We start from the raw sequence: 16542 nt of genomic DNA, 5'->3' as shown, positions 1-16542 counted from the left end.
AGCACTTGATAACTTTTGAGCCACGGATCCGAAGATCCGCTGTGACTGCCGCTATCGAGCGCCCACACTTATCGGTTGTTCGTTTGTTAAAGAACTGCGCGGCCGGCTTTGCCGTTCGCGTCGCTGCGTTGTCAGCAGCAGAGAAACGAGATTATGCAGAACATTTCGCTTCTCGTCAACAGGTTGTCAGCACTTTTTGCTGCGGCTCCAGCACCGCAGCGCCTTCGCCTTCCCCGTCAACCCCGCCGCCGTTCGGCTGCGAGGGGGCGAATATTAAGGGACGGCGCCGCCGAAGGCAAGCAAATTAAGTAAAAACCCGAATTCGGCCTTGAAGTGCCTCAAAGACAACAAATGTCGCAGCGGTGACAGCTTCGCCGGAACGCTTCCCCTAAGCTGGCGGCCCATACCGATAAGAACACCCCTGACTACGATTCAGTCAATCAGTCGAAGGAGACAACCATGACGCTGATCCCGAACGCCGGCCTGTCGCTGGTCACTGGCGCCACCGATGTGCCGCTGTCGGACCAGACCATCGCCGAACTGCTGACCGCCACGGTGGCGGCCCACCCCGACGCGGAAGCCGTCGTCTTCCGCGAACAAGGCATCCGCTGGACCTGGCGCCAGTTCAGCGAGCAGGTCGACCGCCTGGCCACCGGCCTGCTGCAGCGCGGCATCGCGCGCGGAGACCGCGTCGGCATCTGGTCGCCGAACCGGCAGGAGTGGCTGGTGACCCAGTTCGCGACCGCCCGCGTCGGTGCGATCCTCGTCAATATCAATCCGGCCTACCGGCTGGCCGAGCTCGAGTACGCGCTGAACAAGGCCGGTGTCCGGATGCTGATCACCGCCGCGCGCTTCAAGTCGAGCAACTATATCGAGATGCTGCAGAAACTGGCGCCGGAACTGGCCACCAGCCAGCCGGGCGCGCTGCGCGCGGCACGGCTGCCCACGCTGCAATGGGTGGTGCGCATGGTCGAGGAAGAAACCGCCGGCATGGTCCGCTATGCCGAAGTGCTGTCCACGCCGGATACCGCCCGGCTGGACGCCATCGGTTCGGCGCTCGGCCCGCACGACCCGATCAATATCCAGTTCACCAGCGGGACCACCGGCAACCCGAAGGGCGCCACGCTGACGCACCACAACGTGGTCAACAACGGCCGCTTCGTGGCGATGGCGATGCGGCTGACCGAGCGCGATTCGCTGTGCATTCCGGTACCGCTGTACCACTGCTTCGGCATGGTCCTGTCGGTGCTGGCCTGCGTCAGCGTCGGCGCGCGCATGATCTTCCCCGGCGAAGCCTTCGACCCGCTGGCGACCATGCAGGCGGTGCACGACGAACGCTGCACCGCGCTGCACGGGGTGCCGACGATGTTCATCGCGCAGCTCGACCATCCCGACTTCGCCCGCTTCGACTTCACCTCGCTGCGCACCGGCATCATGGCCGGCGCACCGTGCCCGATCGAGGTGATGAAGCGCGTGGTCAAGGACATGCATATGGCGGAAGTCACCATCGCCTACGGCATGACGGAGACCAGCCCCGTCTCCTTCCAGAGCGCGACCGACGATCCGCTGGAAAAGCGGGTGGCGACGGTCGGCCGCGTCCAGCCGCATCTGCAGTGCAAGATCGTCGACGAAACCGGACAGGTCGTGCCGGTCGGCGCCACCGGCGAGCTGTGCACCCGCGGCTATTCGGTGATGCTGGGCTATTGGGAGGATGACGCGCGCACGCGCGAGGCGATCCGCGACGGCTGGATGCATACCGGCGACCTGGCGACGCTCGACGAGCAGGGCTATTGCAATATCGTCGGCCGGGTCAAGGACATGGTGATCCGCGGTGGCGAGAACCTCTACCCGCGCGAGATCGAGGAATTCCTGTTCCGCCATCCGAAGGTGCAGGCAGTGCAGGTATTCGGCGTGCCCGATCCGAAGTATGGCGAGGAGCTGTGCGCGTGGATCGTGCTCAAACCCGGGCAGAGCGCGACCGAGGACGAGATCCGGGAGTTCTGCCGCGACCAGATTGCCCACTACAAGATCCCGCGTTATGTTCGTTTCGTCGACGACATGCCGATGACGGTCACCGGCAAGGTGCAGAAGTTCGTGATGCGGGAAGCGATGATCCGCGAACTGGGGCTCGAGCCGGCCGCGACTGCCTGACACTTCGTCGATGCCGTGGCGGCGGGCGGGTCTTCGTTACCCGCCGCCGCGCCGGCCGCCCGCACCGCACGCATCGCCAAGACAGGAGCGCCCGCCATGGCCGTCCACATCGTCAGGCTCGGAACCCCACGCAGCGCCGGCGAGGGCCTGCGCATCGGCACCGTGCGCAGGCCGCCCCGCGGCGTGCCGCGCGGCGAATACGCGAGCCGGGACTACTACGATGTCTGGTTCCCGCTGCTGTCGCCCTCTGCGGAACTCGTTGCCGAGGCCAGGCACGCGCAGCAAGACCAGGACGACAAGGCCTGGCGCCATTTCGAACGGCGCTTTCAGGCCGAGATGGCGGAGCCGGAGGCCAGCCGCACGCTGGACCTGCTGGCCGCGCTGTCGCACCAGACCGATTTCGCGATCGGCTGCTATTGCGAGGACGAACAGCGCTGCCACCGCTCGATCCTGCGCAAGCTGCTGGCCAGGCGGGGCGCGGCCCTTGCCCAGGCTGTCGAGCCACCGACCGATTGAAGAGGCCGCCGCGCCACAGGTCTCGGCAAGCGGCGCGCTATGATAGGCGCCTTGCGCGACACGCGCCCATCCTTGCGGCCCCACCCCGGAGCCGTGCGTCCGTTCTGTCCCGTCCGCCCGCAAATTTGCCACCACGCCCATGGCATTGAACCTGGTCTGGCTGTCCTTTTTCCTGTCCGCCTTTGCCATCGGCTGCGTGCGGCTGGCGCATGGCGATACCGCGATCTTTCCGGCCATGCTGGCGAGCCTGTTCGACAGCGCCCGCACTGCCTTCGAGATCTCGTTGAGCCTGGCCGGCATCATGGCGCTGTGGCTCGGCATCATGCGGATCGGCGAGCGTGGCGGCGTGGTGCAGGGCTTTGCGCGCGTGGTCAATCCGGTACTGCGTCACCTGTTCCCCGGGGTGCCGCAAGGCCATCCTGCGCAGGGCGCGATGATGATGAACGTTTCGGCCAATATGCTGGGGCTCGACAACGCCGCGACGCCGCTCGGCCTGAACGCGATGCGGGAGCTGCAGACGCTGAACGACAAGCCCGACACCGCGACCGATGCGCAGATCATGTTCATCGTGCTTAATACGGCGGGGCTGACGCTGATTCCGACCTCGGTGATCGCCATGCGGCAGGCGGTCGCGCTGAAGCAAGGGCTGGTCGGCTTCAATGCCGCCGACATCTTCCTGCCGACGCTGCTGGCAACCGGCGTGTCCTGCCTGGCCGGACTGGTCGCGGTGGCGTGGACCCAGCGGCTCAATCTGTTCAAACCCGCCATCCTCGGCACGCTGGTGGCCATCGTGGCCGCGCTAGGCGGTCTGGCCGTCTGGCTGCGCCACGCGCCGGCGCCCCAGGTCGACACCGTGACCGCCCTGGCGGGCAGCATCTTCATCCTTGGCCTGATCGTGCTGTTCCTGCTGTGCGGAGCGGTGCGGCGGGTCAACGTCTACGAGGCCTTCGTCGACGGTGCCAAGGAAGGCTTCGGCGTGGCGGTGCAGATCATTCCTTATCTGGTCGCGATCCTCGTCGCGATCGGGCTGTTCCGCGCCAGCGGCGGCATGGACTGGCTGATGCAGGCGCTGGCGGCCGGCATTGCGGGCCTCGGACTGAACACCGACTTCGTGCCGGCGCTGCCGGTCGGCCTGATGAAGATACTGTCCGGCGCCGGGGCCCGCGGCCTGATGGTCGACGTGATGACGACCTACGGCGTCGACTCCTTCCAGGGCAAGCTGGCGGCGATCATCCAGGGATCGACCGAAACCACCTTCTATGTGCTGGCCGTCTATTTCGGCAGCGTCAATGTGCGTCGTACTCGGCACGCGCTGGGCTGCGCGCTGTTTGCGGACGCGGTCGGGCTGGCCGCCGCCATCGGCATTGCCTACCTCTTCTTCCATGGATGACCTGGGTTGCCCTCGCTCGGGGACAGATAACCGTTGCGTCGATGCAACGAAACTGGGGCGAATCGGGCTCACCGATGCCTTTTTCCTATGCGAGCCTTGGTGCGTCGCAACAAGCCGCGTATAGTGAAGTCTGTCTCCTCCACCACCTCGGTGGATTCCAGCCCGCGCACAACCTGCGCGGGTTTTTTTTCGTCCACATCTTGCTGCGCCCGAACGAAAGCAGCCTGCCTGGGCTGGCGGAACGTTGCTGCAATGCAGCAGGCCGCGGCGCGAAGAAGTAAGCGGGCGCTCGCTCCCGGAGGCTCGGCGCGAGCGTGAGCATGGAGCCGCCGGCGGCCGAGGCGCCCGGCTGGCGTGTGCCGCCCGATATCCTAGAATGGTCGTGACCCCCGTCTCTTTCGGCCGAGGCACGCCATGCCTGAGATCCTGTTTCCCAGCAGCGTCCCCACCTACTGCGCAGCCAGCCTGACGCTGTCGTGTCCCGCCACCGTCAACGGTCAACCGTCCCGTTATTCGATCACCGCCGAAGCGCTGGAGTCGCATTTCGGCGCGCGCTCGCCGCGCGAGGAAGACCTGGTACGCGCGTTCACCGATCATCGGCCGCGCATCGAAAGCATCGCGCAGTCGCTGTTCGAGATGACCCGTTCGCGCAACATCGTGCTGCGCAGCGGGCACGTGCGCTTCGTTCCCGAATCCTGATTGCGGGCCCAAACCGGCGCGATCCCGGCACGTCCGCCAATTAATTGACCGAACGGTCGGTTTATATATAATGCTTCCTACCGCCCGGCCTACGCACGGCCGGGACCCGCCAGAGGAGGCGCTATGTACACCCAAAGCCTGGATCTGCCCCAACAGCCGCTGCCGGCCGACACGCAGCGCCCGGCCAGCGAAGGCGCCAGCCCCATCGACGATGCCGAGGCGCAGGCCGCGTTCGACGCGCGCCTGGCCGCGGACGGCAAGATCGAGCCGCAGGACTGGATGCCGGCGGCCTATCGCAAGACGCTGGTCCGCCAGATTTCCCAGCACGCGCATTCCGAAATCATCGGCATGCTGCCCGAGGGCAACTGGATCACGCGCGCGCCGTCGCTCAAGCGCAAGGCGATCCTGCTGGCCAAGGTGCAGGACGAAGGCGGCCACGGCCTCTATCTGTATTCGGCGGCCGAGACGCTGGGCACTTCGCGCGACGAGATGGTCGACGCGCTGCATCGCGGCAAGGCCAAGTATTCGTCGATCTTCAACTACCCGACGCTGACCTGGGCCGACGTCGGCGTGATCGGCTGGCTGGTCGACGGCGCCGCGATCATGAACCAGATCCCGCTGTGCCGCTGCTCCTACGGTCCGTATGCGCGGGCGATGATCCGCATCTGCAAGGAAGAGTCGTTCCACCAGCGCCAGGGCTTCGACGCGCTGCTGGCGATGATGCGCGGCACCGACGCGCAGCGCGAGATGGTGCAGGACGCGGTCAACCGCTGGTGGTTTCCGGTGCTGATGATGTTCGGCCCGCCCGATGCGGCGTCGACCAACAGCGCGCAGACCATGGCCTGGGGCATCAAGCGGATCTCCAACGACGATCTGCGCCAGAAATTCGTCGATGCGACGGTCGAGCAGGCCAAGGTGCTGGGCGTCACGCTGCCGGACCCCGGCCTGCGCTGGAACGAGGAACGCGGCCACTACGACTACAGCCCGCTGGACTGGGACGAGTTCTGGCGGGTCATCAACGGCGACGGCCCATGCAACCGCGAACGTCTGGCGACGCGCGTCAAGGCGCACGAGGACGGCGCGTGGGTACGCGAGGCCGCGCTGGCCAACGCCGCCAAGGTCGCCCAGCGCGAAGGGGCGCAGACGCGCGCCGCCGCTTGAGCGCAAGCCGCCGACAGGAGCAAGGCAAGATGACGCAAAAGGAATGGCCGCTGTGGGAAGTGTTCGTCCGCAGCAAGCAGGGCCTGGAACACAAGCATTGCGGCAGCCTGCACGCGGCCGACGCGCACCAGGCGCTGCGCATGGCGCGCGACGTCTATACGCGGCGCCAGGAAGGCGTGTCGATCTGGGTGGTGCCGTCGTCGGCGATCACCGCCAGCGTGCCCGACGAGAAGGCGGAGCTGTTCGACCCGATGGCCGACAAGATCTACCGGCATCCGACCTTCTATCAGCTGCCCGATGAAGTCAACCATATGTAACAAGGGCCGCGCATGACCGCCACGCTCAGTCCCACTCCCTCACTGCTGTCCAACCTGCCGCTGGCGCGCACCGCCGGCTGGCAGTACGTGCTGCGCCTGGCCGACAACGCGCTGATCCTCGGCCAGCGCAACGCCGAGTGGTGCGGCCACGGCCCGGTGCTGGAAGAAGACATCGCGCTGGCCAATATCAGCCTGGACCTGATCGGCCAGGCGCGCCTGCTCTATGCGCGCGCCGGCGAACTGGAGGCCGAGCTGACCGGCCGGGCGCGCCACGAGGACGACTACGCCTACTGGCGCGGCGAGCGCGAATTCCGCAACTGGACGCTGCTGGAGCTGCCGCACAGCGGGCCGCTGGCCGGCACCGCCTCGTCGGACCGCGACTACGCCGTCACCATCGTGCGCAACTTTCTCTACAGCGCGCTGATGGTCGAGCTGTGGCGCGCGCTCGAAGGCAGCCGCGACGCGGGTCTGGCCGCGATCGCCTCGAAGTCGATCAAGGAAGCGCGCTACCACCTGCATCACGGCGCCGACTGGCTGGTGCGGCTGGGCGACGGTACCGACGAATCGCATCGGCGCACCCAGCGGGCGCTGGACCATCTGCTGCCCTATATGAACGAATGCTTCGCGCCGGATCCGGTCGAGCAGGAAGCGGCGGCGCAGGGCATCGCGGTCCCCACCGCGCAACTGCGGCCGGCCTGGCAGGAGACCGTCGAGCAGACCGTGGCCGAGGCCACGCTGACGCTGCCCCCGATCACCGGCTTCGTGTCGACCGGCAAGCAGGGCCTGCACTCCGAGCACATGAGCTACCTGCTGGCGCAGATGCAGAGCCTGGCGCGCGCCCATCCCGGCGCGCACTGGTAACGCCTGACGCCGCGCGCCTCGAGGCCGAACCCCATGCCAGCCACGCTGACCCACTCCGATACCCGCGTGCATGCGCTGTACGCCGATGCCGACGCGCCGGCGCACGCCGCCCGCGTGGCCCGCGCGTGGGCGGTGCTCGAAGCCGTGCCCGATCCCGAAATCCCCGTGGTGTCGATCCGCGATCTGGGCATCCTGCGCGAGGTGGCGGTCGCCGATGACGGCGCGCTGCAGATCGTGATCACGCCCACCTATTCAGGCTGCCCCGCGATGGCGGAGATCGCCGAGGACATCGGCCGCGCGCTCGAGCGGGCGAACCTGGGCCCGTGGCAGATCCGCACGGTGCTGGCGCCGGCGTGGACCACGGACTGGATCACCGCCGAAGGCCGCGACAAGCTGCGCGCCTACGGCATCGCGCCGCCGGCGCGCTGTGCGGACTCGGGCGTGCAAACCCGGCCGCTGCGCTTCGTGCCGCGCCACCGCGCCACGGGCGCCCGGGCTTCTGACACGGTGGCCTGCCCGCATTGCGGCAGCGCAGACACCGAGCCGCTGTCGCAGTTCGGCTCGACCGCGTGCAAGGCGCTGTACCGCTGCCGCGCCTGCCGCGAACCGTTCGACTACTTCAAACCGTACTAGCCACCGGAACACCGGGCCGTCCGCCGCGTGCCGCGGCCCATCGTCCCCTCGCCGCCATGACCCCTCAGTTCCATCCGCTGCGCGTGGCGCAGGTCCGTCCCGAAACCGCCGACACCGTGTCGGTCGCCTTCGAGGTCCCGCCCGAACTGCGCGACGCCTACCGCTTCAAGCAGGGCCAGTTCCTGACGCTGCGCACGTCGATCGACGGCGAGCAGGTGCGGCGCTCGTATTCGATCTGCTGCGGCGTACAGGACTACGACGAACGCGGCGAGCTGCGCGTCGCGGTCAAGCGGGTCGACGACGGGCTGTTCTCGAACTTCCTGCACGACGCGGTGGTGCCGGGCCACACGATCGACGTGATGACGCCGGACGGCCGCTTCCATGTCCCGCTCGACCCCGAGACGGCGCGCCACTACGTCGCCTTCGCCGCCGGCAGCGGCATCACGCCGGTGATGTCGCTGATCCGGACCACGCTGGCGGTCGAGCCGAACAGCCGCTTCACCCTGGTGTACGGCAACCGCAATGTCGACAGCATCATCTTTGCCGAGGCGCTGGACGACCTGAAGAACCAGTACCTGTCGCGCCTGACGCTGTACCACGTGCTGTCGCGCCAGCCGCAGGAAGTCGACCTGCTGCACGGCCGGCTGGACCGTGCCCGGGTGCAGGCCTTTCTCGAGACGCTGATCCCGGTCGACGACATCGACGCCGCCTTCGTCTGCGGCCCGGCGTCGATGATCGACGACGTCGAGGCCGCGCTGAAGGACGCCGGCCTGGACCCGCACAAGATCCACGCCGAGCGCTTCGGCGTGCCGTTGGCCCAGCCGCGGCGCCAGCCCGTCAAGGCGACCACCGACGAGGCCGGCACCGCGCAGCTGGTGGTGGTGCTCGACGGCAAGCAGCACGCGATGCGCATCCCGCTGCAGGACGCCAACGTGCTGGACACCGCGCTGGCAGCCGGTCTGGACCTGCCCTATGCCTGCAAGGGCGGGGTCTGCTGCACCTGCCGCGCCAAGGTGCTCGAGGGCAAGGTCGAGATGGAGAAGAACTACACGCTCGAGCCGTGGGAGATGGACAAGGGCTTCGTGCTGACCTGCCAGGCGCGGCCGCTGACCGAGCGGGTGGTGGTCAGCTACGACGAGCGATAGGCCGATCGCGATGGCATCGGGACGGCGCCACGCTGCGCGCGCGGGCGCACGCACGGCCGCCGTCGCCCAGTGATGCATGGTTAAAATGGCCGCTGCCTGACACGGGGCGCCGGACCGGATGCGGAACGGACGCCCGCGCCGCTGGCCCGCATACCGCGCCAGTCCTGGCCGCCGGGCATGCGCGGTGCTGTTGAGCCGTCTTCTCCATATACAATCACGGCCATGCAATACATCCACGTCGTCAACGGTGACATGGCGGGCAACACGCTGCGCCAGGCGCTGGCGCAAGCCGCCCGTCCGGACCCCGTCGTCGTACTGCGCGACGACCTGGCCGTCGGCCCGATCGCCGACGTGGACAGCAGCGGCCTGATCCGCTCCGGCTTCTGGCAGCGCGTGGCCCCGCACAGCGAGATCGACTTCGCCGCGGAGATGCGCCAGGCGCTCGACCAGCTGCAGGGCCTGCGCCAGAGCGAGCCCGAGGTCGCGATCTGGCACGGCCAGAGCGCCTCCGACCAGCTGATGCTGCGCCGGGTCGTATTCCACCTGTACCAGAGCCCGCAGCGGATCAACGAGGTCGCGATGGACAGCCGCGAGCTCGACGGCACCACCCAGGGCAACCTGACCGCGATCGGCATGTATCCGGCCGCCCGGCTGGCGCGCCGCTTCTCCACCATCGCGCCGGTCTCGGTGCTGCGCCTGGGCCGGCTCGGCTACGAGTGGCAGCAGAACGTCAAGGAAAACGCCGACGTGCGGCTGTGGAAGGGCAATACGCTGGTGCCCGCGGCCTACCACACGGTCGACGAGGTGATCCTGGAGCGCGCGCCGCTCGAATGGACGCCCGCGGCCCAGGTGGTCGGCAGCGTGATGGGCGCGATCGAAGGGCTGCTGGCCAGCGACTGGTTCGTGTTCTGGCGCTGCCGCGAACTGATCGGCGCCGGCCAGATGGTGCTGCGGGGCAATGCCGATTCGCTGCAAAGCTGCGAGCTGCGGCGCAATCTGGCGGCCGATTCCTGATGGCCCGTACCAAGGCGCCCGACTTCGAGGCCCAACGCGAGCAGATCCTCGAACTGGCCGCGGCGGCGTTTGCCGCCAGCAGCTATCCGAGCACGTCGATGGCCGACCTGGCCGCGGCCTGCGGCACCTCGAAGGCGCGGCTGTACCACTACTACGAGAGCAAGGAAGCGATCCTGTTCGACCTGCTCGATCGCTACACGCGCCGGCTGATGCTGATCGTCACCGAGGTCGAGGCCGAGGCGGAGCGCCAGGGCCACAGCGAGCGCGACAGCTTCGCCAACCTGATCCGTGCCTTCCTGGCCGAGTACGAGACCTCGCAGACCCGGCATATCGCGCTGATCAACGACGTCAAGTTCCTCGCGCCCGAGCAGCGCGACATCATCCTGAAGCGCGAGCGCGATGTGGTCGCGGCGTTCTCGCGCCAGTTGCGGCGCGCGTACCCGGAGCGGGTCACCCGCGAGAACCAGACCGCGCTGACGATGACGGTGTTCGGCATGATCAACTGGACCTTCACCTGGCTCAAGCCGGGCGGCAAGCTGTCCTATGCCGACTTCGCCGAGATGGTGATCGAGCTGCTGGCGGGCGGGCTGCCGGGACATGCGCGTCCCTGACATCGCGGCGTTGCCACGCTAGAATGCCGCCTGCGCCGGGGACGACCCCGCGCCGCCGCGGCAAGCCCTTCTGCTTCGATTCGAACCGCGCGGCGCCCGACCAACCGGGGACGGCCCCGATGCCTCGACACCATCGCAGCCCATCATGCCCTGGCTCTACGTTCTGCTCGCCGGCCTCACCGAAATCGCCTGGGCCACCGGCCTCAAATACTCCGAAGGATTTTCCCGCCTGTGGCCATCGGCTTTCACCATCGTCACGATGGTGGTCAGCTTCTGGCTGCTGTCGCTCGCGATGCGCGCGCTGCCGCTCGGCACCGCCTATGCGGTCTGGACCGGCATCGGCGCAGTCGGCTCGTTCGCGGTCGGCATCCTGCTGTTCGGCGAATCGGCCAGCTTCTGGCGGCTGTTCAGCGCCGGCCTGGTGCTGGCCGGCATCGTCGGCCTGAAGCTGTCGTCGTAACCCGGGCCGCAACCGGGGCGGCGGGGCGCGGCGCCCCCGGTGCCGGATCACGACGGGTTCACGACCGGATCACGACCACTCGGCCTCCTCGCGCCGGCGCCGCTGCTCGCGGTCCTGCCGGAACATCTCCTCGAGCTCGTCGCGCGCCTGCCGCGCCAGCGACACCATCGTCTTCTGGTCGGTGTAGTGCGGGTAGAAGCGGTCGATCGCGGCGATGTTGTGGCGGCGGAATTTCATCGCGGCCGCGCGCGCCTCGGCCGGGTCCAGCCCCAGGCCTTCGAGCACGCGCCGGCCCAGCATCAGCGAGCCCTCGAACATCTCGCGCTCGAACAGTTCGACGCCGCGGTCCTTCAGCAGATAGACGTGCGACACATGGCGGGCGCGCGCGTAGATCCGCAGATGCGGAAAGCGCTGGCGCACGCGGTCGATCAGCGCCAGGCTCTCGTCCATGCCGTCGACGGCGACCACCAGGATCTTCGCCTTTGCCGCGCCCGCGGCTTCGAGCAGGTCCATTCGCGTCGCATCGCCATAGAAGACCTTGAAGCCGAACTGCCGCAGGAAATCGATCTGGTCGGGGTCGTGGTCGAGCACCGTCACGCCGATGCCCTGCGCATACAGCAGGCGCCCGACGATCTGGCCGAAGCCCCCGAAGCCGGCGATCAGCACCGGGTTGTCCTGCGGCTCGATGGTCTCGTCCGCCCGCTGGCGCAGCTTGCCGGCCCGCGGCGCGACGATCTGGTCGTAGGCCAGCAGCAGCAACGGCGTGGTCACCATCGACAGCGCCACCACCAGCACCAGCAGCGCGGCCACGTCCTCCGGCAGCAGGCCGGCGGAGCGCGCCACGCCGAACACGACGAAGGCGAACTCGCCGGCCTGCGAGATCAGCAGCGCGAACAGCAGCCGCTGGCCGCGCGCGATCTCGAAGCGCGGCGCCAGCAGCCGCAGCACCAGCACCTTGGCGCCGACCACGGCGGCGACCATCCCCAGCACCTGCCACGGCTGCTGCGCCATCACGCCGAAGTCGATCGACATGCCGACCGCCATGAAGAACAGTCCCAGCAGCAGGCCCTTGAACGGCTCGATGTCGGCCTCGAGCGCGTGGCGGTATTCCGAATCGGCAAGCAGCACGCCGGCCAGGAAGGTGCCGAGCGCCATCGACATGCCGACCGCTTCCATCATCGCGGCGATGCCGACCACCAGCAGCAGCGCGAACGCGGTGAACATCTCGCGCATGCCGGTGCGGGCGATGAAGCGCAGCGCCGGACGGACCAGATAGCGGCCGCCCACCACCACCGCGGCGATCACCGCCACCGCCTTGACGGCGCCGATCCATGCCTGGCCGTCGGCGGGCTGGGGGCCGTCGAGCGTCAGCATCGGCAGCAGCGCGATCATCGGGATCGCAGCGATGTCCTGGAACAGCAGGATGCCGAAGCTCGCCTTGCCGGCCGGCGTCGCGAACAGATTGCGCTCGCCCAGCGTGGCCAGCGCGATCGCGGTCGACGACAGCGCCAGCCCGAGCCCGGCCACCAGCGCGATTTGCCAGCTGGCGCCGAAGGCCGCGGCGAGCGCGCCGATCAGCAGCGCGCAGCCGGCCATCTGCAACGCGCCATAGCCGAAGATGGTCTGGCGCAGCGCCCACAGCTTGCTGGGCGCCAGTTCCAGGCCGATCACGAACAGCATCAGCACGACGCCGAATTCCGAGAAGCTCAGGATCGACTCGACGTCGGTGACCACCCGCAGCGCCCACGGCCCGATCGCCGCGCCCGCGAGCAGATAGCCGAGCACCGCGCCCAGTCCGAAACGGCGCGCCAGCGGCACGGCCACCACCGCGGCGACCAGGAACACCAGCACCACGCGCAACGCATCATGCGGATTCATGCGAGCTCCAGCCTGGCGGCGGTGCTTGCCGCGTTGGCCGCGTTTGCCGGACCATCGGCATCGCCGTGGCCGAGCGCGCCCATGACCTCGGCGATCACGCGCTGCACGCCGGACTCGTCGAGCCGGTAGGCATCGTGAATCACGATCGGGGGCCGCCAGGTCATGCCGCATTCCAGCGCCATCTGCTCCAGCGGCAACAGGAACGACGCCAGCGGATGGCGGTGCACGCCTTCCGGCGAATAGTCCTCCTCGGTGCCGCGCGTGCTGGCCACCACCAGGCAGGACTTGCCGCGCAGCGCGGTGCCGCCCGGGCCGTGGGCCCAGCCCCGCTCGAGCACCTCGTCCATCCATAGCTTCAGCAGCGGCGGCACGCTGAACCAGAAGGTGGGGAATTGCAGCACGACATTGTCGGCGCAGGACAGCGCGCGCTGCTCGGCCACCACGTCGATGTCGTAGTCCGGATAGCGCGCATGGAGATCGCGCACCTCGACATCGGGCAGCGCGGCGAGCGCCTCGGCCAGCGGCCGGTTCACATGCGAGCGGCGGGCGCGCGCATTGGCATAGATCACAACGATGGGTCGGGCGGGCATGGTGCGTAGCGGGCGGTATCTGGAACGATGCGCCATCCCCGAGGAGGCCGCGGCGCGCTGCGGCGTTGCAACATTTCCACACCCGCGCGGCGCATCATCGACCAGCAAGCCCTTGATTTATAACGAATTACACGGAAGTCAGCCGGACCATGCCGCGCTCTGCGACGCACCATGCTTACGCCAAACTGACAAATGCACTACAATACTTTTCGCGTTGCAGCAAGATAGGATTTGCCCCATCCATTAGGAAATCGCAACCGGATGGTCTACTTTGACAAGTCTGCTTGCCGCGATGTGACGTTTATACCCTGAATCGCCCAAGGAACAGAAAGTGAATCCGCTCGAACTGAGCAAGGCCGTCGGTGCCCTGACCGACGAAGATCTTCGCAAAGCAGCCGCTGCCTCGCAGGCCGCCCAGCGTCCGACCATTCTGGTGCGCGAGCTGGCAGCCCAGCATCGCTCGCGCCTGCTGAAGCATTTTCTCGCGCTCGGCGAGGAAGATCGCCTGCTCCGCTTCGGCCAGTCGGTGGGCGACCATGTGATCGAGGCCTATGTCGACAGCATCGACTTCGACCACGACACGGTGTTCGGCGTCTACGACGAACATATCGAGCTGGTCGGCGTCGGCCACTTCGCCAATCTGCGCGACAACGCCCAGGGCCGCGTGGCCGAGTTCGGCGTGTCGGTGTCGCAGAGCGCGCGCGGACGCGGCATCGGCAGCGCGTTGTTCGAGCGCGCCGCGATCCATGGCCGCAACACGCATGTGCGCACGCTGTACATGCACTGCCTGTCGCGCAATGCCGCGATGATGCACATCGCCAAGAAGGCCGGCATGAAGGTCCAGTACGCGTACGGCGAGGCCGACGCCTACCTGGAGCTGCCGCCGGCCGATACCGTCAGCCGCCTGACCGAGGCGATCGACGAACAGGTGGCGGACCTGGACTACGTGGTGCGCCGCAATCTGCGCGACGCGCGCCGCTTCGGCCAGCGCTTCTGGCGCTCGATCATGCCGCAAAAGAGCACGGCCTGACCGGCATCGACAACCCGCCGACAGGAAAACGGCGCGCCGACTGGCGCGCCGTTTTTCATTTGGGAACCGCCCGCGGGACGGCTCGGGTGCTCGGGTGCTCGGGTGCTCGGGTGCTCGGCGCTCGCTCGGGTGCTCGGTGCTCGTGCTCAGCCGCCGATCACCGGCAGCGCCGTGGTGTCCTTGATCGATTCGAGTGCGAAGCTCGAACGCACGTCGATCACCGCCGGATGGGCCAGCAGCTGGTCCTTCATGAAGCGGGCGAAGTGGTCCATGTCCTCGACATAGACCTTCAGCAGCAGGTCCATCTCGCCGGTCATCGCATGGCAGGCGGCGACCTCGGGCCAGATCGCGATGGCGGCGCGGAACAGGTCCAGCGGCGCCTTGCCCTTGGGCGCGCCGCCGTGCTTCTCCAGGCGGACGTTGATGTAGGCCAGCAGGCCCAGCCCGATCTTGCCCGGCTCCAGCAGCGCCGCGTACTGCCGAATCACGCCGATCTCCTCGAGCCGGCGGATGCGCCGCAGGCAGGGGCTCGGCGACAGGCTGACGCGCTCCGCGACTTCGAGATTGGTCAACCGCCCGTTGGTCTGCAGTACCTCGAGTATCTTGCGGTCGATCTTGTCCAGCTCCACCTTGCTCACGATATTGTTGCTCCGCAATAAGACAGTCAGCAATTTTTTTGCGCAAATTTAGCAAGACGGGCACAAGGTTGCAATTTATTGTGAGTTGACGTGTCGTATCGCGGCGCCAGCGCGCAATGACAAAGCGCGCGGCCCTTTCGGACCGCGCGCTTTGCTGTCGGCGCTGCATCGACCTCGCCGCGTTGCCGCGGGAGGCCGGGAAGTGGCCGCTCAACCGCCTTCGGTCGACGGCACCGCCGGGTTGTTCGGCTGCGTGGGCGGCGTGCCGGTGTTGCCCACAGCCCCCGGTGCGCCGTGGATGCCGTGGTGGTGGCGGTGCATCCGCTCCATCCGCTGCATATGGACCTGGCGCATGCCGGCGCCGATTTCGTCGCGCGTCAGCTTGCCGTCCTTGTTCGCGTCGAGACGGTCATAGTGGCTCGCCATGCGCGGCATGCCGGCCTCGGCTTCCTGCTTGCTCAGCGCGCCGTCGCCGTCCTTGTCGGCGGCCTTGAAGCGCGCGTCGAAGCGTTCGCGCATCTGCTGGCGGTGCTGCTCGTGCCGGGCCTTGTGGTAGGCGCGCATTTCTTCCTTGTCGATCTTGCCGTCCTTGTTGGCATCGACGCGGGCGAACATCGCGTCGGCCTCGGCCTTCGAGATCGCGCCGTCGCGGTCGGTATCGGCCGCGCGCAGCGACATGCCGCCGTGGTGGCCGTGGTGGCGATGGTGACGGTGGTGATGCCCGTCGGCACGGTGACCCTTGTGTGCCGGCCCGGCTTGGGCCGCGGAGGCGGCGGCCTGCGGCACGCCCGGGAGGGCGGGGGCCGGCGCCTGGGTCTGCGCGATCGCGCTGCCGCCGATCGCCAGGAACACCGCCGAAGCGGCCAGGAACTGGTGAACAGGGCGCGGCTTGATGGTGTTTCGTGACATGTCTGTTTTCCTTGTTTCGGTCGACTGGTCGGATTGACCATGTACCGATTAGAACGCAGACGATGGCGGGAAGTTGGCCGGATTAATAGGATGTTACTCGGCTCACAGAATCGGCTCGGGGCTGTAAACGGCCGCAATACCGAAGCAATACAGCGTGGTACGAACGCGATACAGAAGCACGGGATACCGCTTCTTCGCGTCGTTCTTCGCCCATTCAGCCCTTGGACATCATCGCCGCGTCGTCGCCCTGATTCATGCCCGGGTTCATGCCGGGATTCACCGCGGGGTTCATGCCTGGATTGATACCGGGATTGACGGCGGGATTGACAGCCGGATTGGCCCCGGGATTGAAGCCAGGATTCGGCACCTGTGGCGGCGGAACCTGCCCCGCCATGCCGGGGTTCGGCGCCGTCGCGGGCGGCGGCTGATTCGCCGCGGGAGCCGCGGCGGGAGGTACGGCAGGCACCGGCTGCGTGGCCGGCGTCGACAGCGGCGCGGCCGCGCCCGACGGCGGGGTCGCCAATGGCGCCGGCGTGGCG

Annotated in this window: 17 protein-coding genes and 1 pseudogene; 13 read left to right on the top strand and 5 right to left on the bottom strand. The window is 67.8% G+C overall.

The features are described from left to right. The first annotated feature begins 459 nt into the window (after positions 1-459). The 12 genes from F7Q96_RS25700 to sugE all read left to right on the top strand — a co-directional run bounded on the left by F7Q96_RS25700 (position 460) and on the right by sugE (position 10958). Complete coding sequence (locus tag F7Q96_RS25700; protein WP_053822690.1) at positions 460-2151, top strand: AMP-binding protein; 1692 nt, start codon at positions 460-462, stop codon at positions 2149-2151. Between the two features lie 96 nt (positions 2152-2247). Next, complete coding sequence (locus tag F7Q96_RS25695) at positions 2248-2667, top strand: DUF488 domain-containing protein (RefSeq protein ID WP_053822691.1); 420 nt, start codon at positions 2248-2250, stop codon at positions 2665-2667. Positions 2668-2806: 139 nt separating this feature from the next. Continuing rightward, positions 2807-4057: a nucleoside recognition domain-containing protein gene (locus F7Q96_RS25690; protein WP_053822692.1), complete on the top strand. Its 1251-nt coding sequence runs from the start codon at positions 2807-2809 to the stop codon at positions 4055-4057. 414 nt (positions 4058-4471) lie between these two features. Beyond that, positions 4472-4756: a DUF1488 family protein gene (locus tag F7Q96_RS25685; RefSeq protein ID WP_053822693.1), complete on the top strand. Its 285-nt coding sequence runs from the start codon at positions 4472-4474 to the stop codon at positions 4754-4756. Positions 4757-4879: 123 nt separating this feature from the next. Continuing rightward, positions 4880-5917 carry a 1,2-phenylacetyl-CoA epoxidase subunit PaaA gene (gene paaA / locus F7Q96_RS25680; protein ID WP_053822694.1) on the top strand — a complete coding sequence of 346 codons (1038 nt, stop codon included), beginning with the start codon at positions 4880-4882 and terminating at the stop codon, positions 5915-5917. A 29-nt stretch (positions 5918-5946) separates the two neighbouring features. Next, a complete protein-coding gene (gene paaB / locus F7Q96_RS25675; RefSeq protein WP_006579224.1) occupies positions 5947-6234 on the top strand; it encodes a 1,2-phenylacetyl-CoA epoxidase subunit PaaB in 288 nt (95 codons plus the stop codon). Positions 6235-6246: 12 nt separating this feature from the next. Then, positions 6247-7095 (top strand): 1,2-phenylacetyl-CoA epoxidase subunit PaaC, encoded by an 849-nt coding sequence (paaC, locus tag F7Q96_RS25670; protein WP_082371564.1) that lies wholly within the window; start codon positions 6247-6249, stop codon positions 7093-7095. Between the two features lie 33 nt (positions 7096-7128). Continuing rightward, positions 7129-7728, top strand: a complete 600-nt coding sequence (gene paaD, locus F7Q96_RS25665) for a 1,2-phenylacetyl-CoA epoxidase subunit PaaD (RefSeq protein ID WP_151023530.1) — start codon at positions 7129-7131, stop codon at positions 7726-7728. A gap of 56 nt (positions 7729-7784) precedes the next feature. Further along, complete coding sequence (gene paaE / locus F7Q96_RS25660; protein ID WP_053822695.1) at positions 7785-8873, top strand: 1,2-phenylacetyl-CoA epoxidase subunit PaaE; 1089 nt, start codon at positions 7785-7787, stop codon at positions 8871-8873. A gap of 222 nt (positions 8874-9095) precedes the next feature. Beyond that, entirely contained in the window at positions 9096-9887 is a 792-nt protein-coding gene (locus tag F7Q96_RS25655) for a DUF1835 domain-containing protein (protein WP_151023528.1), read from the top strand. Continuing rightward, positions 9887-10498, top strand: coding sequence for a TetR/AcrR family transcriptional regulator (locus F7Q96_RS25650; protein WP_053822696.1), 612 nt, complete (start codon positions 9887-9889; stop codon positions 10496-10498). The genes F7Q96_RS25655 and F7Q96_RS25650 overlap by 1 nt, the downstream gene beginning before the upstream one ends. A 145-nt stretch (positions 10499-10643) precedes the next feature. Then, positions 10644-10958: a quaternary ammonium compound efflux SMR transporter SugE gene (sugE, locus tag F7Q96_RS25645; protein ID WP_053822697.1), complete on the top strand. Its 315-nt coding sequence runs from the start codon at positions 10644-10646 to the stop codon at positions 10956-10958. A gap of 69 nt (positions 10959-11027) precedes the next feature. On the opposite strand, the gene kefC is transcribed toward sugE, so the two are convergent. Both kefC and kefF read right to left on the bottom strand, forming a co-directional pair. Then, positions 11028-12836 (bottom strand): glutathione-regulated potassium-efflux system protein KefC, encoded by a 1809-nt coding sequence (kefC, locus tag F7Q96_RS25640; RefSeq protein WP_053822698.1) that lies wholly within the window; start codon positions 12834-12836, stop codon positions 11028-11030. Continuing rightward, positions 12833-13426, bottom strand: coding sequence for a glutathione-regulated potassium-efflux system oxidoreductase KefF (kefF, locus tag F7Q96_RS25635; protein ID WP_053822699.1), 594 nt, complete (start codon positions 13424-13426; stop codon positions 12833-12835). Before kefF ends, kefC begins: the two co-directional genes overlap by 4 nt. A 331-nt stretch (positions 13427-13757) precedes the next feature. Between kefF and F7Q96_RS25630 the strand changes: the two genes are divergently transcribed. After that, the gene (locus F7Q96_RS25630) at positions 13758-14456 is read left to right on the top strand and encodes a GNAT family N-acetyltransferase (RefSeq protein ID WP_053822700.1); all 699 of its coding nucleotides are present in this window, start codon (positions 13758-13760) and stop codon (positions 14454-14456) included. 146 nt (positions 14457-14602) lie between these two features. Here F7Q96_RS25630 and F7Q96_RS25625 read toward each other — a convergent pair whose 3' ends face one another. The 3 genes and pseudogenes from F7Q96_RS25625 to F7Q96_RS26945 all read right to left on the bottom strand — a co-directional run. After that, positions 14603-15094, bottom strand: a complete 492-nt coding sequence (locus F7Q96_RS25625) for an Lrp/AsnC family transcriptional regulator (RefSeq protein ID WP_006578900.1) — start codon at positions 15092-15094, stop codon at positions 14603-14605. Between the two features lie 210 nt (positions 15095-15304). Further along, positions 15305-16003, bottom strand: a complete 699-nt coding sequence (locus F7Q96_RS25620; RefSeq protein WP_151023526.1) for an EF-hand domain-containing protein — start codon at positions 16001-16003, stop codon at positions 15305-15307. 214 nt (positions 16004-16217) lie between these two features. After that, positions 16218-16542: pseudogene (locus F7Q96_RS26945) on the bottom strand (hypothetical protein); the annotation flags it as partial.

Source organism: Cupriavidus gilardii, assembly GCF_008801915.1.
In the GTDB taxonomy this organism is placed as follows: Bacteria; Pseudomonadota; Gammaproteobacteria; order Burkholderiales; family Burkholderiaceae; genus Cupriavidus; species Cupriavidus gilardii.
This window is presented reverse-complemented; position numbering and strand designations above follow the sequence as displayed.